Raw genomic sequence first — 24,330 nt, forward strand, 5'->3', positions numbered from 1 at the left:
TGTAACTAAGTAATTTATTTTATTAAAAAGCATACAATAATAATATTTTATATCAAAAAAGTAGGATTTAGTCAGCATTATTAATTTATATTAAAAAATATAAATTAAGTACTATGAAATTTCAATATTAGATGTAGCATAAAAATAATATTTAATATACAATAAAATATAAAAACACATATCCTAGAAAGAAGGTATAACATGGGAGAATTGAGAAAAATTCCTGGGGTAGGAAAGGAAACTGAAAAAGACCTAATAATGTTGGGATATACAACAATTGAATCCCTTAAAGATGCCAATCCAGAAGAGTTGTACCAAAAAGAATGCTTAATGAGTGGGCAACATATAGATAGATGTCAACTATATGTATACCGCTGTGCAATATATTTTGCATCAACAGAAAACCCAGACCCAGAAAAACTAAAGTGGTGGTATTGGAAAGACTAAAGAATAATTATGAAGGATTAAAGAATAATTATAAAAGACTAAAGAGTGATTATAAAAGAGTTAAATATCAGTTTTGAATAATAATTAAAACTATTATTTAGCTCCTTTATAATACCTCACTCATCATATGTATCTTAACATAATATGTATTTCAATCAATGAATTAAATTAATTAAGAGAATCATTTAAAGATTTTTCTTCAGATAGCCATTTTCTGCATTGTTCAATCTTTATTGTAGGGTCAAAACCTTGCTCTTTCCCCATATTTGAAAGCATATCACAAGGAAAAGTATCACATTCTCCACAATGATTAAGTTCTTTGCTTTCACAGCAAGTCTTAACCTTACATTCACCACCCCAAAATGGACCTTTCATTTGAGTACATCCTTTACAATTTACTTTCTCTTTTCTTGCACAACTGTTACAGAGTACACCACATCTTGATTCAAACATATAAACTCTCCTTTTCTAACACTTAAATATATTATAAAATTCTTTTAATTCTTCCTTTTCATCTGAAGATAATTGACTTTTTCTGATGCCTTGAATTGCACCTTCTAGTGAATATAGACGGTTAATACATGCAGAAGCATCAACAGATTTTATTTTTAACCATGCCTGTTTGCTACCTATTTCCTTTAACTGTTCATAGGTTGTGATTCCAACTTGGTTTAATTGACCTTCAACTACAGGACCTATATTTGGTAATTTAGAAAGTTCACCCATTATATCACTCCTTATATCTTAAATATTAAATAGAATTACCAATCATAGTTTATAACTACTGTTCAAAAAATTCCTTTGCATATTCTACAGTACCAGACACTTCTTTCAATCCATTGTCTAGTAGCTCTATAGCCATAAAATTTTCATCTGGCACTTCAAATGGAGCTTTTATATTAAACTTACTTGCTACTTGATAGCCAAACTTAGGATAATATTTGTCATGACCTAAAACTACACAACCTTTATATCCTTTTGACTTTGCAATTTTATGTCCTTCTTCAATTAACTTTGAACCTATTTTTTTGCCTTGGACACTTGGAGAAACTGCTACTGGTGCTAGTGCAAGTAGTACATCATTTTTAATCTTTATTTCTGTAAATAGAATATGCCCAACTATATCTCCATCATCTTCAGCAACAAGTGAAAGTTCTGGAACAAATCTAGTACTATTTCTTAATCGATTAACAAGGTTTTGTTCATCATGGTCAGAAGATTCTTCATTTGTAAATGCAGCTTTAATAACTTCATATACTTTATCTTTGTCACTGGCTTTTTCTTGTCTAATTATCATTTTAATTTATACTCCTGTGGATTAAATTTTTTTATCTGTTATATTAAAGCTAATTCTATTAAGGTTAATTCTAGAAAATGAAAATAGCAGTGTACTATAGCCTTATCAATAGTTTTATCACTTTTCATAATAAAATGCATTACACATCTAAGTGTTTTACCAAAATAGCAGTTCCATCTATTACATAATCTCCAGCTCCATAGAGAGATACATATTCATCTAATAAAAAATCAGTCATTGCCTTATCAGATTTCTTGAATCCAGATTTTTCATATGACATAATTGCAAATATAGGCAAGCTTTTTTATATTTTACCATACTACATCATGAAAGTCTTTTTTATTGATTAGATGGTCAAGAGGTGATTTGAATTATTTATCGTATATCCTTGATTTATTATAATACAATAGGATGACACCATCTTGTCATATATAATTTTATTGTAAGGCTAAGATATAACATCATTTTTTCTAAAGTTTCTCTTAGCGATTTCAGAAAATATTATAGTAGTGGCAAATGCAACACATATTGTAACTATAGTATCATTAACGTTTAAAGCAGATTGTTTTATAATACCCATAGCACTTCCTAACATAGAGTATGGGAAAAATATACCAATAGAAGGTTGTGCTATTAGTAAGCCCATTCCAAATAGAGAAAGGCAAAGACTGATACCAATAGGAGTAGCAAAACTTCTAATCTTTATAGATAGGTATAGTTGTATAGAAGCTATTGAAATTGAAATAATCCAACCCTTAACAATCCAGCCAGTGAGTTCATTAGGTACACTTTGGGAAAATCCAATCATATTTCCAGCAACTATGTAAAAAATAACGAAAACAATTTGAGTGATAGCCGTAAGTATTGAAATAACTATAAGTTTAGATAAAAAAATGTTTTTTAAATTGATTGGAAGTGTCATTACATTATTCCAATTATGATTCATATGTTCAAGTCTGCAAACATAGGCACAAAAGATTGCTATTAATATAGGAAAGAAAAACTCACCATAAAATAGACTAACTTGAGTCCACAAGCTATACCATTCTTTCTTAAGGATATCTTGATTTAGATAAAAGTTTCCAGTACCAATTAGCACACTTAGAAGTGGTAAAGCCAATAATATATACCATATAAAAGAATTTTTTAACTTTAGGATTTCTCCCAAAACTGATTTTCTTAACATTTAAATCCCTCCTATATTTCCTTTTTTAATAAATGATTTTTTCCAATATAATAAATTAACATTCCAACAAAGAAGATTAAAACAGTCATTGAAAAATTCATATTTACTTTGTAAACTGATGAACCAAGGGCAGTGTCATAAGCATAATTTAGAGGCGTTAATTCTATGTAATAAGACCATATAAATAATCTACGAATACCTTGAAAAAATAGTCCTGATGTTAAACCTATAAAGCTACCTAACATACCAAGTGTAACAGCAAGCATTTGATTTTGGAATACAGTTGCAACCCATTGGTGCAGTGCTATTATAGCTATACTAACTAGTATCGTACCTAAGGTATATTTGACAATTAAGGACATAGAAAATGGTTCGATAAAGTCCTTAAAAGATGCAAAACCTAAAATAGCCAATATTTGTATAAGTATAGATAATGATATCAAAATAGTAGAGCATAAAAATTTAGAAAAATAAATACTATTTAAGGGTGTAGCAGAAGACTTTAAAAGTTTCCATGTATCTCCTTTATGCTCTATATCGCTTATTCGGGAAGTAATTATTGATATTAAGATAGGAAAAAATAATCCATTTAAACTTGTAAAACTCATAATCATGTATGAATATTCAAATCCACTTAGCATGTCTGGATTCTTTGTAAGAGCTCTACTTGAATTCATGATACACCATATTATTTCAACAGCTACAAATAAAAATGTCATCAAAATAATTTTCTTTCTTTTAATTTTATAAAATTCTAAACTAAGATATTTCATTATAAAGTCACCGCCTTGCCAGTAAGTTCAAGGAATATATCCTCTAAGCTCTTTTTATGTTCTTCTATTCTAAATACATCCATATTTGAATGTACAAGTATGTTATTTATTTTAGCTACATCTGTATTTTTTAAATTTTCAATAGTTAAATATCCATCTTGTATAAGTGACATATATCCTTGTGTATTTAAAAGTTTTTGAGCAGATATTGGATTTTGTGTTTTAATAGCAATATGACTTTGACCTTTATCATGAAGTTCTTTTATACTATCTTGAAAAACAAGTTCACCATGATTTATTATTCCTATTGATGTGGCGATTTGGTCAATTTCACTTAGAAGATGACTAGAAATAAGAACTGTCATGCCAAATTTTTCTGGAAGAGATTTTATTAGTTCTCTAATTTCTTCAATTCCAGCTGGGTCAAGTCCATTTGTAGGTTCATCAAGTATCAATAGTTTTGGAAACTTCATTATTGCCATGGCAATGCCAAGGCGTTGTTTCATACCTAGTGAATATTGACTGACCTTCTTATTTTTCTGATTTTCTAGTCTTACTATTTTTAAGGCTTCATGTATATTTTTTTTAGGTAAATCTAATAGTCTTTGCATAATAGTCATATTTTCAAGCCCTGTCAAGTGTCCATAATATGATGGAGATTCTATCAATGAGCCAATATCATTTAAAATTGATATTCTGTTTTTATCATTTAACTCTTTACCTAAAATACTAATATTTCCTTGTGTAGGTTTTGCAAGTCCAAGTAGCATTTTAAGAGTAGTAGATTTACCAGCACCATTAGGGCCTAAAAAGCCATATACAGCTCCTTTTGGTACTCTAAGGTCTAAGTCTTTTACTCTAAATATTTTATTGTATTCTTTTGAAAGTCTGTTTGTTTTAACTATCATTTCCATATGTTTTATCCTCTTTTCTATAATTTAGTATGAATTTTTATGACTTACATATAGTAGTGTTTGTAGCTTATATTAATACAATAAAGTACTTACATTTCAGATAGCTGAAGTTTACCTTACGATAACCTTAAATAGTCTATTGGGGTAAAGTTATAAAAATGGGTATATGATATACTTATGGAGGGTGATGATTATGGAAACAATAAAGGATAAAAAAATACTTGTGGTTGATGACCATAAAGAATTATTAAAAATGATAGATGAAATCTTAAGAAAAGATGGATTTAATAGAATTTTTCTAGCCTCTAGTTATGAAGAAGCTGTGAAAGTATTTAAAAATATAAAACCAGACTGTGCAATTTTAGATGTAGTATTGCCAGATGGAGATGGATTTTCTATTATGAGAAAAATTAGAGAGACGTCTAAGATACCAGTTATTTTTCTTTCTGCAAGAGGAGAGGATGAAGATAGATTGATTGGTTTGGGTTTAGGAGCTGATGATTATATAGTAAAGCCATTTTTACCTAAAGAACTTACTTTAAGGTTAATAGGTATACTAAATCGTGTATATATTCCTATGGAAGAAGAGGAGTTGCCAGTATTTAAACTAGGAGATTCTGTTGTTGTAAATTTAAATACTGCATGTGTAAAAAAAGATGGACAAGAAATATCTTTAACTGCTAAAGAACATTCCCTGCTTTTAAAGTTGTATGAAAATAAAGGGCGAATTGTTACTAGTGATGCACTATGTCAAGCTATATGGGGGGATGACATGTATGGGTATGAAAATACTCTTATGGTACATGTTAGGAGAGTTAGAGAAAAGATAGAGGAAGCACCATCTTCTCCTAAGCATCTTCTTACAGTAAGAGGGCTTGGATATAAATTAATTGTTAATTGATTTATGCCATAGGAAGATTTCAAGAGGAGTGATTTAACTTTGGATAGTGTAAAATATATATTGAGGCGATTTATAGGTTCAAGCATCTTGATTTCATTATTTCTAATTATCTTAAACATAACAGGATTTTTGATATTTTCATACGTAACCTTTATATATCCATACTTGGGAGAATCGGATATAAGCACTAGCAGAGAGACTAAAGCAAATTTAATGATGCTTGAAGAAAAGTTAACCTCAAAAGATGGTAAATTTGTTTTGGATGAATCTAGCAAAGATGTGTTACATAAAAATCAAGCTTGGGCGATGTTAATTGATGATAATGGGGACAGAATATGGGAGTATGATTTACCCAAAGAAATACCAAAGCATTATACTTTAACGGATGTAGCTAAATTTTCAAAATTCTTTTTAAAAGACTATCCTGTGTATGTATGGGAGCATCCTGAGGGGCTTCTAGTTACAGGATATCCAAAAGACAAGTATACTAGGTTTAACCTTACTTATACCATTAGAGAAATAGAGCAATTTCCAAGGTTAATATTAGTTATGCTTTTGCTTAATGCAATAATTACTTTTTTAATAGCTTTGTTCATAGGATTAAAAATGGTAAAATCTATAAAGCCAATTATTACAGGGATGAAGCTTATTTCAAAGGGCGAGCCAGTATTTCTTCAAGAAAAGGGAATACTTAGTGATATTTCAAAATCTATTAACTCTGTATCTAGAGAATTACAGGAAAAAAATGCAAAGCTTAGAAAAAGAGAAGAAGCTAGGTCTAATTGGATTGCAGGAATATCTCATGATATAAGAACACCACTTTCAATGATAATAGGATATGCTGGAGAGCTTGAGGAAAGTAAAAATCTTTATCAAAGAGAACATGAGCAAGTATCTATTATATGTAATCAAGGTATTAAGATTAGGGAATTAGTAAGCGACCTTAACTTAGTCTCTAAATTGGAATACAATATGCAACCATTGGATTGTGGTAAAATTAGAGTTTCTGTTTTCTTGAGAGAGGTTGTTTCTGATTTTATAAATAATAATTTGGATAATAACTTTTATATTGAGATTAATATATTGGATGAAGATATTATTATAGATGCAGATAAAAAGTTATTAAAAAGAGCTATTAGCAATTTGATACAAAATAGTATAACTCACAATCAACATGGGTGTAATATAAATGTAGTTTCAAGGTCTGATTTAGATTTTTGCTATATAACTATTGAAGATGATGGAAAAGGTATGAGCAAAGATAAAATTAGTTATTTATTGAATAATCAATATAATTTGAGTGATGCATATGCTAAAGGTCAGAATCATGGTCTGGGTCTTTTAATAGTAGCAGGTATTATAAACGCACATAAAGGTAAATTAAATATCACAAGTGATGATTGTCATGGTCTAAAAATAACTTTAAAATTACCACTAGTAAAGTAAAATTTTATGATAAAATAATAAATAAGCGTGAACAATGAAAATATTTTGAAAATAATTTTATTATTTATTGACAAAAATGTTCTATCGTAGTAGAATAAATATAAATTCTTTTCTTGTCAAGTTTTATTAAATAAAATAGTAACTTTTGCTTTATGCGCTTAGAGCTAAGTTACTCATGGTATCAAAATTTTCATAGGAATAATATATTTTGGAATTATTGTAAGACTGTTAAACTCTTTAAATAGTTCCCTTTTTTTTAATATTTTTCAATAATACTTAAAATATTATTGACAAAAATATTCTACTAAAATAGAATTATAATATAGTAGTTTTTAATTTTGAGAAGAAGATAACCAGATTTTAAGAGCAGATTTAATTAGAAGAACTTTTATGTAATTATTAGAGGAATATTTTATTAGAACCTTGTATTTAGAGCGAAAGAGCATCTTAAATAGACATTTTTTGACCATATAAACTCTACTAAAGTAGAGTTTTGGTGTCTGATTTTTAGTGATATAAAGTATAGATGTCTAGATATGTTGAATTAAATTAGAGCTATAAAGAGCTGTTGAGGAAAAGGTTTGGATTATAAAAATCATAAATGAGAGATTCTTTTTTTAAAAGCTAGAGAAGCAATAAGTCAAAATTAAAAGAAGTAAGATTACTAAAATATAAATGCTTAAAACTAGAAAGAAAAATTTAAAAGAAGGGAGAGCTACTGAGACAAGTATCCAGAAGTATATAGCTGAGTACAAGATATTTCATAAAACTTAAGCAATATAAAGTAATTCTGACACTATTTACACATGTTTATTATGTACAAATAGCTAACTTTAGAATTTAAGATTGAGAAAATCTTATAAAATTACAGTAATTTAAATGAATATAACATCAATTAAATTGATGAAAATTTTACTGTGAATATTGCTTGTCTGTATTCTGAGTAGCAAAGGTTTATTATGCCAATAAAAAAGTTGCCACAATCAGAATTGAAGATAATGAAATTTATATGGAAAGTAGATTCCAAAATAACATCAAAAGATATTATTTTAGCTATGGAGCAAAAATATCAATGGAAGCAAACGACAACTTTAACTATTTTATCTAGATTAGTAGTTAAAGGATTTTTAAGTTCTAAAAAGGTAAATAAACATACACAGTATGAGATTTTAATTAATAAAAAGGACTACTTGAATGTTGAAACGAGAGAATTTTTTAGTAATATTCATGATTCCTCTATAAAAAGCTTATTATTATCACTTCATGCAGATGATAATATAAGTGAAAAAGATATACTTTTTATTGAAGAGTGGTTAAGAAGTATTAAATAAAAATAAGAAAATAAGATTAAAGAAAAATAGTAGCTATTTGTAAAATAAAACATGATACCTAAAAATATGAAAACTTATTTTTAGAAATTTTGTGAGCTTGTATAATATAAGTAAAACATTAGATTGGTGATTTATGTAATTTAATAGATTATATGTAAATTAAATATTATAAAAATACAATCTTAAAGCAAAATTAAAGCAAAATTTTGTATAATATAAACATAAATCATATACAGTATATTTATGATATGTAGTATATCTGTATTTGAAAATTATAAATTATAAGTGGATTGTAATATGAACCAAAATAAAATTAAATATGAGTGTAAATTAATGATGGACAATTCTATTAATTCAATATAAAAAGCTACCTTTAGTTATCAATTAAATAACTATATTTTAGGGTAGCTTTTTGCATATGGATTGTAGTTGTGTAGAATACATAATTTCATAATTTTTATAAATATGACATATAGCTTTCAAGTTTAAATTGGTACAATAAAATAATAATAAAAATTAGGGGGGATATTTATGAAATATCAATGTTCATTATTGGCAGTAAATGATGTAGAAGTGTCAAAAAAGTTTTATGGAGAATTGTTTGACCAAAAAGTTGTGTTAGATTTAGGGAAAAATGTAACTTTTAGTGGAGGATTTGCAATACAAGAGGATTTCGCATGGTTAACAGGACTAAATCCAGATACAGTTGTGAAAAAATCACACAATATGGAACTTTATTTTGAAGCTGATGATTTTGATAAATTTATTGAAAAACTTAAATCATATAAAGATGTAGAGTATGTTCACCAACCACTAAAATATGAATGGAAACAGAGAGTAGTGCGTATTTATGACCCTGATAAGCATATTATTGAGGTAGGAGAAGCTATGGAAGTTATAGCCAGAAGATACTTAGATGAAGGGTATTCTGTAGAAGAAGTTTCTAAGATTATTCAACATCCAATTGAATTTGTAGAGGAATGTAAAAGGAGTGAATAATTTTGTTACTAGTATTTTTAGATTAAAAATAAATCAAAAGTGGTGATTAAAATTGTATGAAAGAATGTTGAATAAAAGTGTTATGCCATCAGAAAAAGAGATTTCTGAGTATGTTGGCAAAAAACATTTTAATCTTATTTTGCATCTTGAGAATTTATTAGATAAAAAATATGATTTGCGTAAAGAATTAAGATTTCCTTTTGGAAATAATTATGGCTGGGGATATAAGTATTCACATAAAACAATGCATCTATTTTATGTGTTTTTTGAGAAAGATTGCTTTACAACAACTATTCAAATTGGAAGTAATGATGTAGACAAGCTATTAGATATACTGGATAACTTATTACCAAAGACAAATGAATTTTGGGATAAGCGATACCCTTGTGGAAGTGGAGGATGGATAAATTATAGAGTGGAGAATGAGAAAGAGCTTGATGATATTTTAAAGATTATTGAAGTTAAGAAAAAGCCTCCAAAAAATCTAATCATATAAAATAATAGTATTTGACAAGATTAATGATGTAAATTAAAATGAAAAGATATTTCTAGACAAGAGTATTGAGATAGAATGTATACTAGAAAAATAAACTATTCTTTAAAATAAGTGAGTATTTATAGTGTTTTGAGATATAGTTGATTTTTAAAGTATAAGTATACTATAGAACTCTTGTATAAATAGATATTAGTTAAATATTATTGTAAAGGAGTGATTAGTATTAAAGCAAAAGAACTTTATAAAAAGTTAGACTTAGAATTTGATATTAAAAATATTGATGATGATTGGAGTTTTATGAATTTTGAAAATGATTTTATTACTCCAGAGTTTAAGAAAAAATACATAGGTTTAGTATTAGATAATTCTCAAGACATTAATAAAGTATATACAGTTACTTTTCCAGATAAAGAAATAATTCAGCAAATCATAGATAAAGATGAAAGAGATATATTACTTTTTTCACACCATGCAATGGGGTATATAGCATCTGATGAAGGTTTTCCATTTCATGATATTCCACTATCTTATATGGAAGAGATGAAAAAACGTAGAATTTCTTTTTATGTATTACATTCTCCATTAGACAATTATAGTGATTATTCAACTTCTGTTAGTTTTGCAAATGCTTTAGGTCTTGAAATTGTCAAACCATTCTGCAAATATGATGATAAAATCAAGGTAGGAGTTATATGTAAAACATCCTTAAAGTCAGTAGAAGAGATTAAGGAGCTTGTTAAAAAAGCAGTTGGACATGATGTGAAACTATATGATTATGGAAGCTCTGTTTTAAAAGATGGTTTAGTAGCTATTGCAGCAGGGGGAGGAAGTTACCCATTTGTAGCAAGTGAAGTTGATGAGCTTGGTATAAATTTATATATTACTGGATTTACCAAGCCTTTAAAACATTTTGAACCAGTATTAGAATTTCATAGAATTGCAAAAGAGAATTTAATTAATGTTATAGGTGCTACTCATTATTCTACAGAAAAATTTGCATGTATGTCTTTAGTTAATTACTTCAAAAATCTAGGGCTAGAATCAGAATTCTTGGAAGGAAAGTATTATTTAGAAGATTTATAATAGATATTAAACAAAAATAGGCAGTCAGTAAAAATTTGTGTTTACTGACTGCCTATTTTATTGTTTTTAGAATAATATCTTAATTAGCTTTATAATGTAGTATCGTAATACTCTCTGGAGAATTTAAAGAAATTGTCTTGGAGTTAGATTTTTTAGATATTCCAAAATCTATTCATATCTGCTTCTTTATTTGTTCATATTTTATAGCTAACATATATCAAGGTTATTTTTCCTATTTCACTATAGAATACTTATTTTTCGATGTTTTTTTATAGTATTATTATGATAAACTATATTTTATAAGTATTTATTTTAAATTATTATAAATATTAATTTTAAAATAATAGAATTATTATATTTATGAGAATAAATGGTATAATAAAAGGTAAAGTGTCAAATATCCGCTAAACTAAATAGATTAATTAGTATATACATTAAAATATAAACAATTTAAATAAATAATAATTTATAAGGAAAGGAAAGATAGAATGGTATTTACGAAAAGTAATAAGTATGACAAAGAGTTCCTCATGAAAAATATGATGGGACCTAATTGTATAAAAATACTAGAGGAACTGACAAATAAGATAAAATTAGAAAAGGGAATGCGTATTTTAGATTTAGGATGTGGAAGAGGTATATCTTCTATATTTTTAGCAAATGAATTTGATGCAACGGTATTTGCAACAGATTTGTGGATAGAACCAACTGAGAATTATGAAAGATTTAAGGACTTTAACTTAGATAATAAAATATTTCCAATACAAGCAGAGGCACATGAATTACCTTACGCAGAAGGTTTTTTTGATGCAGTAATAAGTGTTCATTCTTATCACTACTTTGGAAATAAAGAAGGTTTTTTAGAAAATCACATATCGCCTCTTGTAAAAGAGGGTGGAATAATTGCAATGGCAATGCCAGGATTAAAACAAGATTTTGTAGATTGTATACCTGATGAACTTATTCCATTTTGGCAAGATAACATGAATTTTCATTCTCTTAAATGGTGGAATGAGCTTTGGTCAGAATCGGAGTCTGTGATTTTAGAGAAATGTGAAGCTTTAAGTTGTCATGAAGAAGCATGGCAAGATTGGCTAAACTGCGATAATTCTTATGCAAAAAATGATAAAAAAATGATGGAAGTAGAAGATGGTAAGTATTTTAATACAATTTCTCTAATAGCTAGAGTTAAATAAAAGTTGGAGTTAGATAAAGACTAGAGCTTGATAAAGATTTGAATCAGATAAAGATTAGAGTTAGATAAAAATTCAAATACAAAAATAATTATTCAAATATAAAGATGATTATTTAAATACAAAATGATTTTTTAGAGAATTTATACCCAATTGGACTATTTAGGTTGATTGGGTATTTTTATTTTGTAATAATATACTAAAAATAAAAATTTTATGTCACAAAGTACTTTTTAAATTGTCTAACTTAATATGGGGGTGAAATTATGAGTGAAAGTACACAAAATAATGTAAAAAAAGATGAAATAGAAAATTTGATAGATAGAGCTATTTTAGGAGACAAAAAATCTCTTGAAATTTTGTTATTGGATGTACAGGATTTAGTATTTAATTTATCCTTAAGAATGTTAGGTACTGTACAGGATGCAGAGGATGCCAGTCAAGAAATTATGATACGTGTAATTACTCATCTATCTACATTTAGAAAAGAAAGTTCTTTTTCTACATGGGTATTTAGGATAGCATACAATCATTTACAAAATTATAAAAAAAGTATGTTTTCTAAACAGCATTTAAGTTTTGAATATTATGGAGCTGATATCAAAAATGGCAAATCAAAAGATATACCTGATTTATCTCAAAATGTTGAAACTTCTATTATTGAAGAAGAACTAAAATATTCATGTACAAATGTAATGTTACAATGCTTGGATGTAGAGAGTAGATGCATTTTTATTTTAGGTACAATGTTTAAACTAAATAGTAAAGTTGCTGCTGATATTTTGGATATATCTTCTGAAGCATATAGACAGAGGCTATCACGAATTAGGAAGAAAATGGCCTCATTTTTAGATGAGTATTGTGGATTAAGTGGAAAAGGGGTATGTCAGTGCAAGAAGCGTATTAATTATGCAATAGTTAATCACCGTATAAATCCTAAAAACTTGGAGTATTCTAGTCTAGAAAAAGATGATGATAATACTATATTTAAATTTAAATCTGCTATGGAGGAAGCTGAAAATTTTTCAACAGTATTTTCAAGACTTCCATCATATTATTCTAGTGAAAAATTAAAAAAATTTCTAACAGATTTTTTACATTCAGACTGCTACTCAATAATTAAAAATTTATAAATACTTAGAAAATTTTTAAAATATGATGCAAAACTTTAATAAGTATTAAGTATGGGTATTAGAAGTTATTTAGATATGTAATTTTAAAAATTAATTAATGAGTATTTTAAAATAGCTATATGGTATTTGAGTATCAATCAAGTATTTAAATAATTTTTAAAAATATTAATAAAATTAATATAAAAAGGGAGAGAAAATTATGAAAAAAAATTGTATATTAGAGTTTTTAAATGCACTGAAAAACAATAATTCAAGAGAGTGGATGATGGAAAATAAAGAATGGAAAAAAGAATCTACATTGCAATTTGAACAGTTGGTACAAGATATAATTAATGCTTTAGCTTATCAAGATAAATCTATTGCACATCTAAATGCAAAAGATTTAATATTTAGGTTGAATAGAGATACTCGTTTTAGTAATGATAAATCACCTTATAACCCATCATTTAGAGCACATATTTCATCTGCTGGACGAGTACCAATTCCAGTAGGGTATTACATAGATATTTCTCCACAAAATATATTTTTAGGAGCAGGACTTTTTACACCACAGCTTTCAGATGCAACAACAAGAGTGAGGGATTATATACTTAAACATTCAGATGAATTAGAATCTATTTTGTATAATCATAAATTTTCAGAGAATTTTACTTTAGATGGCGAAAAACTAAAAAATATTCCAAGAGGATATCCAAAAGATTTTACTAAAGGAGAGTATTTAAAACACAAAAGCTGGTATATTGAATATCACTTACAGGATAGTGACTTAGACAATTTATATGAATTTTGTAAAATGGTTACTGATAAATTCTTACTTATGAAACCTTTTAATGATTATATTAATAAAGCTTTAGAAGGCTACAAAATGCCTAAGAGAAAAGCTTAAACATAAGAAATATGAGTAGAGTATAATCGGGGCATAATATTAGTAAAAGTTTAAAATATAGTACAGTTAAAGTGTAATAAAGTGTTAAAATATTTGACAAATCGAAGGGTTGCTCTTATACTCAATACAAGTAAGGTACCTTTTTAAAGGACTTATTCGAAAAAAATCATATAATTAGTAAAATGTATGATTACAAAATTAATAATTAATTTAGGAGGTAAAAATCATGAATGAAACTCAAGATGAAAATTTATTAGAGCAATTTTTTAAAGTACAATCGTTACTACATAAATTTCACCTTCAAAATCATAAATCACATGGTTTTTTTAGAGGAACGCATAGAGGTCAAGGAAGAGTATTATCTATGCTAAAAATAAAACCAGAAATTACTCAAAAAGAACTATCTTATTTGCTTGATATGAGACCTCAATCTTTAGGCGAGTTGCTTTCAAAACTAGAAAATCAAGGATTTATTACTCGTACACCTTCAGAAAAAGACCGTAGAGTAATGGTAGTAAGACTGACATCAAAGGGTATGGATGAAATTAATAAAATTGAGCAGGAAGAAGACCCAACTAATAAAATATTCGATATTTTAGAAAAAGAAGAAAAAAGTATTCTAAGTGATATTCTTACTAAGATTACTAATGAGTTGGAGAGAACTATAAAAAATGATGATAATATTAATTTTGATGGGGCGCATATGGGAGCACACTCAAGACCATATCCTGGTCAACGCTTAAGTTTTAATGGAAGAGAAGGTTTTGGAATGGGGCATATGGGTTCACATCCAAATCCACATGAGGAACCACATCCAAGTTCTCAAGAAGAAAAAGAGTTTTACAATCCACGTATGGAAGCATTTCAAGCTTTTTTTAATAGAGAAGAATTCTTTGAGCAAATGACGAAACAGCATCCAGGATTTTTTGAACAGATAGTAAAAGAACATCCAGAGTTTTTCAAGAATAAGAAATTTGATGAGCAGAATGTATCTAAGGATGAAAAGTATAGCGAAAAGGATGTTAATGAAGATTAGAAACTATCTATCTTCCCACTATAATTATATCATAAATAAAAAGTTTTTTTAAGACTATGAATATATCCTCATTTCTATATAATTGATATAGCGGATTAAACGTTAATTTCAATTGAGGAGGATTATAATATGAATCTAAATGATTTTGAATTGAATCTTGAAAATGAATGGCTCCAAAAAGTTCTTAAAGAAGCTAACAGACAGCTTGAGGAAAAACGTAGAGAAAAGGATAAACTAAAAAAAGATGCTATAGAAACTCAAAGGGAATTATGGAGTGATTTGGGGGCTATTTCTATTGAAAATGGATTAGAACAACTTTCTGAGTTTATGTCATTTATGGATGTTATGAAGCATCAAAAAAGGAGCCATGAATTTACTGAAAAGCTCAAAGATAAATACGAAAAAATGATTGAATCTCCTTATTTCGGACGAATTGACTTTACTGAAGATAATGAAGTTGATACTCAAAAGTGTTATATTGGGCTATCAAATCTCATTGATGATGATTATGATTTTTTTGTATATGATTGGCGAGCTCCTATTTCAAGTATGTTTTACGACTATGAGATTGGACAAGCAAGTTATGATTGCCCAGAAGGATTAATCTCTGGAGCAATAACTAAGAAAAGACAGTATAAAATAAAAGATAGAAAAATTGAGTATATGTTTGACAGCAATCTAAATATTGATGATGATGTCTTACAGGAGCTTTTAGGCAAAAACTCTGATGAGAAAATGAAAACTATAGTTACAACTATTCAAAGAGAGCAAAATCAAGTGATTCGTAATGAAGATTATAAAAACTTAATTGTACAAGGCGCCGCTGGAAGTGGAAAAACATCTATAGCACTTCATAGAATTGCATATTTACTATATAGACATAAAGATAAAATAACATCTAAAAATATAATAATATTTTCTCCAAATAACATATTTAACGACTATATATCAAATGTATTACCACAACTTGGTGAAGATAATATTTGTCAGACCACATTTAAAGACTATATGCATCAAGAATTAGGAAATGATTTTAAAAAAGAAAGTCCATCAGAAATGATGGAGTATATATTTGATAATAATCAAAAAATAACATATAGAGATAGGATAGAAAATATAGAATTTAAAACATCTTCAGAGTTTGTGGATATATTAAAAAAATATATAACTCATCTAGAGACAGAGGATAGATGCTTTGAAGATATTATTGTGAGAGGCAAGTTGATAATTTCATCTAAGGATTTGCAAGATTTGTTTTCCAATGATTATTCAAATCTACCAATCAAGAGAAGATTAGAAAAGATAAAATCAAGAATAATGTTTCTAATTGAACCATATGAAAAAATTTGGGTTGATGAAATATTTAAAGAACTTGAAGAATCTGGAGATTATATAGAAAAAGAAGAAATGATAGAAAAAAGTACTCTTATTGTAAAAGAAAATTTGAAAGAAATCTATTCTAAAGTTTTAAAAATGACAGAGCTAGACTTGATAGACACTTATAAAAATCTATTTGAGAATTTGGAGCTGTTTTTAGATAAAACGAATATTGAGTATGATAAAAATCTTATAGATAATATAAGAACTTATACAATGGATAATTTGAGTGTAAAGAGCCTTTATTATGAGGACCAAATTGCTCTTTTATATTTAAAAGGGGTTCTTGGAGGTATCCCAAATACATCACAAATTAAATATGTAATCATAGATGAAGCACAGGATTACAGTCCATTACAATATGAAATATTTTATAAACTCTTTAATTCTGCAAATATGACTATATTAGGAGATATCAACCAATCAATCAATCCATTTATGAATGTTGGAGATTACAATAATATTCATGATATATTAAAGAATGATACTTGTATAATAAATCTAAGTAAAACCTATCGTTCAACAATGGAAATTACTAGATTTTCAAGAAAACTTCTTACTGAATCTATAAATGATGAATATGTTGAAAGACATGGTGATGAGCCTAAGATAATCGGTTTTAAAGATAAAAATCAACTGAATAAAAAACTTATTGAAGATATAAAAGGTTATAAAAAGAAAAATTATAACTCTGTTGGTATCATAACAAAAACAGTTCGTGAAGCTAGAGAAGTATACGAGTTTTTAAAAGAGAATGATGTTGATGTACAGTGTATAACAAAAGATGATGATGAGTATATAAATGGCGTGTTAATAATGCCTTCATATCTATCTAAAGGGCTTGAATTTGATGTGGTTATTATATATAATGCAAGTAATAAAAATTATAATAATGAAGATGAAAGGTTGCTCCTTTATACTTGTTGTACAAGAGCTCTTCATGTACTAAACATATATTATTTAGATGAGATAAGTTCTTTATTAAAACAATATTAAAGTAAGATTAAAGTAATACTAAAACAATATTAAAATAATATTGAAGTAATATTAAAATAATGAAATTTTAACTCTTTTCTAATTTTTTAGGATTATTATATATTTATTATGTACTTGTAATGAATATTTATATGAGTATTTTATGATAAAGTTAAAGCCCTTAAAATTCAAAATAGATGTTTTTTAAGGGCTTTTTTAGTAGTATTATTTAGTTAGAATTTGTATAGCAGTTAAATAGTTAAAATCTGATATAAATTCTAAAAAAAATATTAATATAAAAGAGATGGTTATGTTTACTAATAAATAAATTAAAGTCACAAATAATAGACTCATAAATAATTCAATTGTTAGATATGCTTTATGTTACTTATCTTTATTTTGTATCTATTACTTCATGAGCCATCTCTACTAAATTATTCATAGATAAATTTGAGTCCTGAACTATAAATGAGTAATAAACTCCATTTTGTTTCCAGCTCAAATATTTATATTCATTAACTTCCACATCACCTGACCACTCACTAAATACATATTTACCTGATTTTTCATCAAGTTTATCCTGTTCTGTCATTTTATAACCTTCTGGTACATACTTTTGCTTGAATTCCTCATAAGAAATATTTACATCTTTGTATGTATCTACAACTTTTATATTCTCAGAATCTTTTCCAAGTACATTATTTGATGTTTTAAGAGATATTTCATCATTACCATTTTCATAGGTAAAATCAAGTGCTTTTAATTCGCCTAAAATGTTATCTTCCTTATCAAGTCCTTTTTCATTTATAGTATAAGCTCCTTTAAATTTATATCCATTACTAAATTCAGAAACTATATTAGGGGCAAATTTAAAGTCTTTTTTTACTTGTTCTGTAGTTGGGATAGATGTATAGGTAGCCCTAGTACTTGATTTTCCAATTATACTAGATATCTCTCCTGCAGCAAGAACTGTTGTACCCAAAAGTAGAGTAACAGCAAAAGTTGCAATTAATCCTTTTTTGAATGATAAATTAAATGGTAATTTATGTTTTTTATTATTAATCATTTTATAATTTTCCCCTCTTTCTGGTAGACTATTTAATGTTTTATTTAATCTATTATGAAAGCTTTCTGGAGCTTTCGGAAATGAATTATTTAATTTGTTTTTGTTCATACATTACCTCCATATTTTCTAATTTAGTTTTTAATAATTTTCGACCTCTTGATAATCTGCTTTTTACAGTTCCTTGAGGTATATCTAATATTTCTTTAATCTCATCTATTGAATATCCCTCGATATAATAAAGAACTATTGGAATCTTAATTTTTTTAGATAAACCTTGAATAGCAATATATAAATCACTGTAATCATCATCTTCTTCTACTTTTTTGTTCTTGAGAATTTCTTCAAAGGGTAGAAGGTTAAACTGTTTACGTCTTAATGAATTACATTCATTTATGACTATTCTAATCAACCAAGTCTTAAAATATTGTTGTTCTTTTAGTGAGTCTAATTTTTCATATGCCTTTAAAATAGCATTGTTGACAGCATCCTCACAATCTTGGTCATTTCCTAAAATAGACTTAGATATGCGATACAAAGTCTGTTCTGACTCAAGAATATTATTAATAAATGTAGTTTTATCCAATTGTACTCCTACCTTTCTATGCAAATCGTAGCGCTACTTTTTTGCCTTACACTTATTAGATAAAATTTTACTATAAATGGTTCACTTTTTTTAAATAATTATTTTATTAGTAGGAGTATCCCTAATTTTTTCATTTTGAAAATAGAAAATAAAAGAAATTGAAGAAAATACAAAGGTACCTTAAAAATAGTGTTGACAAAATTGTAAGGTACCTTTATAATTAAAAATAGATAAGGTACCTTAATAAAACTGAAAAAATAAATTAATAGAAAAAATCGAGTTAATTAGGAGGAGTTAATATGAATTATTACAAAGATAAAAGAGAAGGATTTAGAGGATATGGAGATTTTGAAATGAGAGGACATCATAAACACCAAGAACATCATGGAGAAGATAGTAAATATTCACAACATCATGCTCAAGTGGGATATGGAGGTCCTCATAGACATCCATGGAATCATGTATGTGAAGGGTGCAAAATATTTGAAATGATGTGTCATGAAGGATTTGCACCAAGAGGATACGAAGGAGGTCATGGCAATAGAGAATGTAGAAGTCATGACAATAGAGAATATAGAGGTCATGAAGGATTTGCGTCAAGAGGATACGAAGGAGGTCATGGCAATAGAGAATATAGAGGTCATGAAGAATTTGTGCCAAGAGGATACGAAGGAGGTCATGGCAATAGAGAATGTAGAGGTCATGAAGGATTTGCACCAAGTGGTCATGAAAGAACTTACAGAGAATTTAAAGAAAATGAAGAATTTGATGCTAAAAATTATCAAGAAAACAATGAATATCAGAAATGTGGAAGATTTGAAAACCAAAATGTAGATGAAAAAATAGTGTCTGAAAATAAATCAGATACTGAGAAAAATAATATAAAAGAATATGAAAAAATTTATGAATCTAAAACAGCAACTGATGAACAAGTAGAAGAGGTTAATAAAAATAATACTAAAGAAGAAATTAAAGGTGAAAAAAAAGATACTGATAAAAAATAGGGTTAGAAATTCAATAAATAAACAATTAAATTAAAGGTTAAAAAATAAATATCAGAATACAAATAAAAACATATTATTGACTAAATCAAAAAGGTGATAGCTTTAAAAAGACTGTCACCTTTATTTTTTTATAGTTGTTTATTGGTGCAAGTATTTCAATAAATATGGGAGATAAAGATTAGTTTTATTAGGAATGATTAAAAACATATAAATTTGAGTAGATATAAGTTACAATTTACATTTTTATGATAACATTTTCTTTACAATTTTTTAGATATATGTTAATATTTAGAAAAATGCATATGTATTCATAAAATAGCCTTAAAATAGATAAAAAAGCTATAAAAAAGAAAACGTATGCAATGACAAGTCAATAAAGTTAGATTATACTTTATAAATTTGGGAGGATATAATCATGGGAAAATATCAAGAATCAAAAAGAGTTGTAAGAAATTACTTTGAAGCATTAGAAAATGCCAATGGAGATGAAATTAAAAAAATTTTAAAACAGCACATGAAGTCAGATTATGACTGGAGAGGCGTATATCCATTTCGTGAACAAAAAGGAGTTGAAAATGTAGCAGATATATTTTGGAAGCCTTTAAAGCATTCATTGAGTAATATGCAAAGACGACAAGATATCTTCATTGCAGGTACTAATGAAATTGATAACAGTGAGTGGGTAATGAGTATGGGTCATTTTATGGGACTTTTTGATAATGATTGGCTTGGGATTAAGCATACTCGCAAGATGATTAGCTTAAGATATGCGGAATTTAACTGTGTGAAGGATGGTAGAATTTCCAAAACTGGATTATTTGTAGATATAATTGGATTTATGATTCAGGCAGGTGTCAATCCATTGCCACCACAAACAGGTTCATATTTTGTATATCCAGGACCAATTGACCATAATGGATTACTTTTTGAAGATGCAGATGAAGTAGAGGGGGTTAAGACTTTAGCATTAGTCAATAAAATGGTAGATGATTTGTCTGAACTAAATGACAGTGGTTCTATGGGATGCCCACCAGAGATACTTGAAAAATCATGGGCTAAAGATATGATTTGGTATGGACCAGGGGGGATTGGAGCTTCTTATACTATACCTAGATATCAAGAACAACATCAATTGCCATTTAGAAATAATTTAAAAGGAAAGACTTTTAATGGACATGTATGTAGATTCGCAGAAGGTAATTTTGCTTGTTTCTTTGGATGGCCTAACTTAAGCAATATCCCATGTGGAGGATTTTTAGGATTGCCAGGTGGAGAGGTTAAGGCAGATATGCAAGTCGTTGATGTTTACTATCGTAAAGGAGATAAACTTAAAGAAAATTGGGTGTTGATTGATATTCCATACTGGTTAAAACAACAAGGTCTTGATATTCTTGAAAGAACTAAAAGTATTTTTAATGTTTAATTTTTAATAATTAATTTTGAATACGTATTCAAGGAAGGAGATAATGTAAATTGAAGTATATTGATAAAAATGATGTAAGAGAAAAAGATAAAGAAAAAGCAAAAGCAAAAGAAGTTGATATAAATGAGATTAAATTAAGTAATGTTGAAGTAAATAAAGCTAATAATGTTGAAGTAAATAAAGCTAATATAGATAAAATCAATGAGAATAATACTATTAAAAAAGCTGAAGAAATTACATTGAAGGGAGAAACAAATATGGAGTCTACAAAAATTTACTATGGAGATTCACTAGAAGTAACACCTGTTGGAGTAATGGATTATAATGATTTTTCAAATCAAACAAAAAGGGAGCAGAAGTTACCTGGATTTGATTCCAAATACAGAGATTTTGTAGACTATATTATGAAAATTACACATAATATTTGGGAAGAAAAAGGTATTGGAGTTATTTATGATACATATCACAATAATGTAACAATGCACTGTGGTTCTTCTAATTTAGTTGGTATAAAAGATGTTATCTCGAATACTCTTCAAACTTTACATGCGTTTCCAGATAGAAGGCTGATTGGTCAAAATGTAATATGGTCTAATTTTGGTGCTGATGGTTTTTTGTCTTCTCATCGTGTTTTGTCGACAGCAACTAATTTAGGTGACAGTAATTTTGCTCCAGCAACTGGAAAAAAGATAAATTTTAGAACTGTAATTGATTGTGCTACTACGAATAATAGAATCCATGAAGAATGGCTAGTTAGAGATAATCTATGGATTGTTACTCAGTTAGGATTAAATCCTCAAGAAGTGGCAAAAAATATGGCAAAGGCAAGTGCATCTAAAGTATTGAGTTTACAATCAACTTATGGTATTTGTGAGTCTATGGATGGTCAATTTATGCCAGCAAAGTATCAAGCTAAAGATGATTCTGTTGGTGAAATGATGCTTGAGATGACAAGTCGTATTTACAATTATAAATATATAAATGAAGTTAAAAAGTACTATCACGATAATGCAGTAGTACATTTCATATGTGATAAAGATTTAAATGGGTATGATGAGATTCAAGGAATGATTGTAAGTTTACTTGCTTCAATTCCAAATGGCAGTTATGAAGTAGAAAGAGTAACTTGTAATCAAAAGGAAAAAAATGAAGGATATGATGTATCTGTGAGATGGAGACTACGTGGAATAAATGAAGGCATTGGATTTTTTGGACAACCTTCTGGTAAGCATGTAGAGGTAATGGGAATTAATCATTATCATGTACTACAAGGTAAGGTAAAGGAAGAATGGATGACTTTTGATGGTATGGATGTTTTGAAGCAGATGTACATGGGTGTAGAAGAGTAAGATAGTTTAGAGTATAAATATTTTTAGAAATTATATAATAAGTATTCTTGTTATATAATTTAAGCAAGAAATATGTATGAAAAGTAAAAATTTAAAGTTTTAGCAATAGTATGCTTAATAGTAAGGGAGGGGTAATTATGAATAATATGAAAACAACAGATGTGATAGAAAATGATATTATACTAGGAAAAGATTATTCAAATCTAAAAAGGGGAATTGCATTTTTTTCGATTGCTTTAATATACTTTTTCTATTGCTATAACTTTATGGTAGGTACCTTTATTAAACCAACAATGATTTATACTTTGGCAGAAGGTGGATTTGGGTTTTCATTAAAACAGACAGAAGAAATATTTGCTGTCATGTCCTTTGGTACAATTCCAGGTACATTCATTTTTGGAGTGATTTCTACAAAGCTTGGTAAAAAGAAAACTTTAATTAGTGTAGCTTTATTAATTGGGTTGACGACTTTTATTCCAATGTTATCTCCTACAAATATTATATTGTGGAAAATTGCACGTTTATGCACAGGGGTAGTATTGGGTGGTGTATTTGGAACAGCTATGCCTCTAGTTGCAGATATGTTTCCAAGCAAATATCGTGGTAAGTTAGCTGCTGTATTAACTGCATTATTTTCACTAGCTATGATTTTTGGTGGGAAAGTGTATGGATTTTTAGGTGATGCAAATTGGCAAATATTAATGTATACTGCGATTATACCACCTATAGTTGGAGCTATTTTGGCATTTTTCTTTGTACCAGATGATTCAGAGTATACAAGAGAATTAGTTAAAAAAGGAAAAGAAACAGGTGAAAAAATTAGCTATGTAAGTATGTATAAGGGGAAATATTTGTGGATTGGACTAGGAACAATTATTTTATCAGGTGCTAACTTCACAGCATACTCAGCATTTTCAAACAATGCAACTACATATTTGGTAACAGGGATAGGAATGACAGCAGCAGTAGCAGGTTCTATATATAGTTTACAAGGAATTGGGCAATTAGTAGGATATTTATTTTGGGGTTCAATAGCAGATAAATTTGGAAGAAAAGTACCTTTTATAGGGATGGCATTAGCAGCAGTATTTGTATTTATATATACAAAACTAGGAGGAAATAATACAACAGCATTTTATATGATATCAGTATTATTAGGAATTGCTGTTGGATATTCTGGAGCATGGGGAGCATACTATACAGAATTATTCCCAAGTAAATATCGTTCATTGTCCTCTGGAATGTCATTTAATGGAGGAAGAATTATATCTACATTTGCAATTCCTGCAATAGCTGGTACAGCTTCTGGTGCTTTAGGTATGACAACTATTTTTTATATATCAACAGCAGTATTTTTAGCAGGTGCTATTGTATGGCTGTTCTTACCAGAAACATTAAACAAGAAAGAGTAGAATTCTAAGAACTATTTTGT

25 protein-coding genes are annotated in these 24,330 nt (G+C 27.9%); 16 read left to right on the forward strand and 9 right to left on the reverse strand.

The window, feature by feature from the left end; translation table 11 throughout:
- Nucleotides 1-201 precede the first annotated feature (201 nt).
- Nucleotides 202-447, forward strand: a complete 246-nt coding sequence (locus IC219_RS07280; RefSeq protein ID WP_227433517.1) for a helix-hairpin-helix domain-containing protein — start codon at nucleotides 202-204, stop codon at nucleotides 445-447.
- Between the two features lie 168 nt (nucleotides 448-615).
- Here the strand turns inward: IC219_RS07280 and IC219_RS07285 are convergent, their stop codons facing one another.
- The 7 genes from IC219_RS07285 to IC219_RS07315 form a co-directional block, all read right to left on the reverse strand.
- Nucleotides 616-900 (reverse strand): DUF3795 domain-containing protein, encoded by a 285-nt coding sequence (locus tag IC219_RS07285; RefSeq protein WP_227831318.1) that lies wholly within the window; start codon nucleotides 898-900, stop codon nucleotides 616-618.
- Nucleotides 901-915: 15 nt separating this feature from the next.
- Nucleotides 916-1,173 carry a TfoX/Sxy family protein gene (locus tag IC219_RS07290; RefSeq protein WP_227831317.1) on the reverse strand — a complete coding sequence of 86 codons (258 nt, stop codon included), beginning with the start codon at nucleotides 1,171-1,173 and terminating at the stop codon, nucleotides 916-918.
- Between the two features lie 55 nt (nucleotides 1,174-1,228).
- Entirely contained in the window at nucleotides 1,229-1,744 is a 516-nt protein-coding gene (locus tag IC219_RS07295) for a GNAT family N-acetyltransferase (protein WP_255612936.1), read from the reverse strand.
- 139 nt (nucleotides 1,745-1,883) lie between these two features.
- A complete protein-coding gene (locus IC219_RS07300; RefSeq protein WP_227831316.1) occupies nucleotides 1,884-2,024 on the reverse strand; it encodes a hypothetical protein in 141 nt (46 codons plus the stop codon).
- 168 nt (nucleotides 2,025-2,192) lie between these two features.
- Nucleotides 2,193-2,930, reverse strand: a complete 738-nt coding sequence (locus tag IC219_RS07305; RefSeq protein ID WP_227831315.1) for an ABC transporter permease — start codon at nucleotides 2,928-2,930, stop codon at nucleotides 2,193-2,195.
- An 11-nt stretch (nucleotides 2,931-2,941) separates the two neighbouring features.
- Nucleotides 2,942-3,703 (reverse strand): ABC transporter permease, encoded by a 762-nt coding sequence (locus IC219_RS07310; RefSeq protein WP_227483040.1) that lies wholly within the window; start codon nucleotides 3,701-3,703, stop codon nucleotides 2,942-2,944.
- On the reverse strand, nucleotides 3,703-4,617 hold the full coding sequence (locus tag IC219_RS07315; RefSeq protein WP_227831314.1) for an ATP-binding cassette domain-containing protein: 915 nt from the start codon (nucleotides 4,615-4,617) through the stop codon (nucleotides 3,703-3,705). The genes IC219_RS07310 and IC219_RS07315 overlap by 1 nt, the downstream gene beginning before the upstream one ends.
- 193 nt (nucleotides 4,618-4,810) lie before the next feature.
- On the opposite strand from IC219_RS07315, the gene IC219_RS07320 reads away from it, so the two are divergent.
- The 11 genes from IC219_RS07320 to helD all read left to right on the forward strand — a co-directional run bounded on the left by IC219_RS07320 (nucleotide 4,811) and on the right by helD (nucleotide 17,494).
- The gene (locus IC219_RS07320; RefSeq protein WP_227831313.1) at nucleotides 4,811-5,518 is read left to right on the forward strand and encodes a response regulator transcription factor; all 708 of its coding nucleotides are present in this window, start codon (nucleotides 4,811-4,813) and stop codon (nucleotides 5,516-5,518) included.
- 39 nt (nucleotides 5,519-5,557) lie between these two features.
- On the forward strand, nucleotides 5,558-6,964 hold the full coding sequence (locus IC219_RS07325) for a sensor histidine kinase (protein WP_227831312.1): 1,407 nt from the start codon (nucleotides 5,558-5,560) through the stop codon (nucleotides 6,962-6,964).
- Between the two features lie 959 nt (nucleotides 6,965-7,923).
- Entirely contained in the window at nucleotides 7,924-8,295 is a 372-nt protein-coding gene (locus IC219_RS07330; RefSeq protein ID WP_227433507.1) for a BlaI/MecI/CopY family transcriptional regulator, read from the forward strand.
- A gap of 531 nt (nucleotides 8,296-8,826) precedes the next feature.
- Nucleotides 8,827-9,294 carry a VOC family protein gene (locus IC219_RS07335; protein ID WP_227483036.1) on the forward strand — a complete coding sequence of 156 codons (468 nt, stop codon included), beginning with the start codon at nucleotides 8,827-8,829 and terminating at the stop codon, nucleotides 9,292-9,294.
- Between the two features lie 52 nt (nucleotides 9,295-9,346).
- On the forward strand, nucleotides 9,347-9,790 hold the full coding sequence (locus IC219_RS07340) for a DUF3788 family protein (protein ID WP_227831311.1): 444 nt from the start codon (nucleotides 9,347-9,349) through the stop codon (nucleotides 9,788-9,790).
- Nucleotides 9,791-10,003: 213 nt separating this feature from the next.
- The gene (locus IC219_RS07345) at nucleotides 10,004-10,873 is read left to right on the forward strand and encodes a Nif3-like dinuclear metal center hexameric protein (protein ID WP_227831310.1); all 870 of its coding nucleotides are present in this window, start codon (nucleotides 10,004-10,006) and stop codon (nucleotides 10,871-10,873) included.
- Nucleotides 10,874-11,361: 488 nt separating this feature from the next.
- Nucleotides 11,362-12,069, forward strand: a complete 708-nt coding sequence (locus IC219_RS07350) for an SAM-dependent methyltransferase (RefSeq protein WP_227433502.1) — start codon at nucleotides 11,362-11,364, stop codon at nucleotides 12,067-12,069.
- A gap of 263 nt (nucleotides 12,070-12,332) precedes the next feature.
- Entirely contained in the window at nucleotides 12,333-13,199 is an 867-nt protein-coding gene (locus IC219_RS07355; protein WP_227831309.1) for an RNA polymerase sigma factor, read from the forward strand.
- Nucleotides 13,200-13,398: 199 nt separating this feature from the next.
- Entirely contained in the window at nucleotides 13,399-14,085 is a 687-nt protein-coding gene (locus IC219_RS07360) for a DUF2461 domain-containing protein (protein WP_227831308.1), read from the forward strand.
- 226 nt (nucleotides 14,086-14,311) lie between these two features.
- The gene (locus IC219_RS07365; RefSeq protein WP_227831307.1) at nucleotides 14,312-15,121 is read left to right on the forward strand and encodes a MarR family winged helix-turn-helix transcriptional regulator; all 810 of its coding nucleotides are present in this window, start codon (nucleotides 14,312-14,314) and stop codon (nucleotides 15,119-15,121) included.
- 129 nt (nucleotides 15,122-15,250) lie between these two features.
- A complete protein-coding gene (gene helD / locus IC219_RS07370) occupies nucleotides 15,251-17,494 on the forward strand; it encodes an RNA polymerase recycling motor HelD (RefSeq protein ID WP_227831306.1) in 2,244 nt (747 codons plus the stop codon).
- A gap of 373 nt (nucleotides 17,495-17,867) precedes the next feature.
- On the opposite strand, the gene IC219_RS07375 is transcribed toward helD, so the two are convergent.
- Entirely contained in the window at nucleotides 17,868-18,647 is a 780-nt protein-coding gene (locus tag IC219_RS07375) for a hypothetical protein (protein WP_227831305.1), read from the reverse strand.
- The gene (locus tag IC219_RS07380; RefSeq protein ID WP_227831304.1) at nucleotides 18,625-19,122 is read right to left on the reverse strand and encodes an RNA polymerase sigma factor; all 498 of its coding nucleotides are present in this window, start codon (nucleotides 19,120-19,122) and stop codon (nucleotides 18,625-18,627) included. Before IC219_RS07380 ends, IC219_RS07375 begins: the two co-directional genes overlap by 23 nt.
- 299 nt (nucleotides 19,123-19,421) lie before the next feature.
- Here IC219_RS07380 and IC219_RS07385 point away from each other — a divergent pair, with 299 nt between their 5' ends.
- The 4 genes from IC219_RS07385 to IC219_RS07400 all read left to right on the forward strand — a co-directional run bounded on the left by IC219_RS07385 (nucleotide 19,422) and on the right by IC219_RS07400 (nucleotide 24,310).
- Nucleotides 19,422-20,126 (forward strand): hypothetical protein, encoded by a 705-nt coding sequence (locus IC219_RS07385; protein WP_227831303.1) that lies wholly within the window; start codon nucleotides 19,422-19,424, stop codon nucleotides 20,124-20,126.
- A gap of 415 nt (nucleotides 20,127-20,541) precedes the next feature.
- Nucleotides 20,542-21,549, forward strand: a complete 1,008-nt coding sequence (locus tag IC219_RS07390; protein WP_227483027.1) for a nuclear transport factor 2 family protein — start codon at nucleotides 20,542-20,544, stop codon at nucleotides 21,547-21,549.
- Between the two features lie 50 nt (nucleotides 21,550-21,599).
- On the forward strand, nucleotides 21,600-22,898 hold the full coding sequence (locus tag IC219_RS07395) for an ester cyclase (protein WP_255612933.1): 1,299 nt from the start codon (nucleotides 21,600-21,602) through the stop codon (nucleotides 22,896-22,898).
- A 137-nt stretch (nucleotides 22,899-23,035) separates the two neighbouring features.
- The gene (locus tag IC219_RS07400; RefSeq protein ID WP_227831302.1) at nucleotides 23,036-24,310 is read left to right on the forward strand and encodes an MFS transporter; all 1,275 of its coding nucleotides are present in this window, start codon (nucleotides 23,036-23,038) and stop codon (nucleotides 24,308-24,310) included.
- Nucleotides 24,311-24,330: the final 20 nt, after the last annotated feature.

Source organism: Clostridioides sp. ES-W-0018-02 (assembly GCF_020658175.1).
GTDB lineage: Bacteria > Bacillota > Clostridia > Peptostreptococcales > Peptostreptococcaceae > Clostridioides.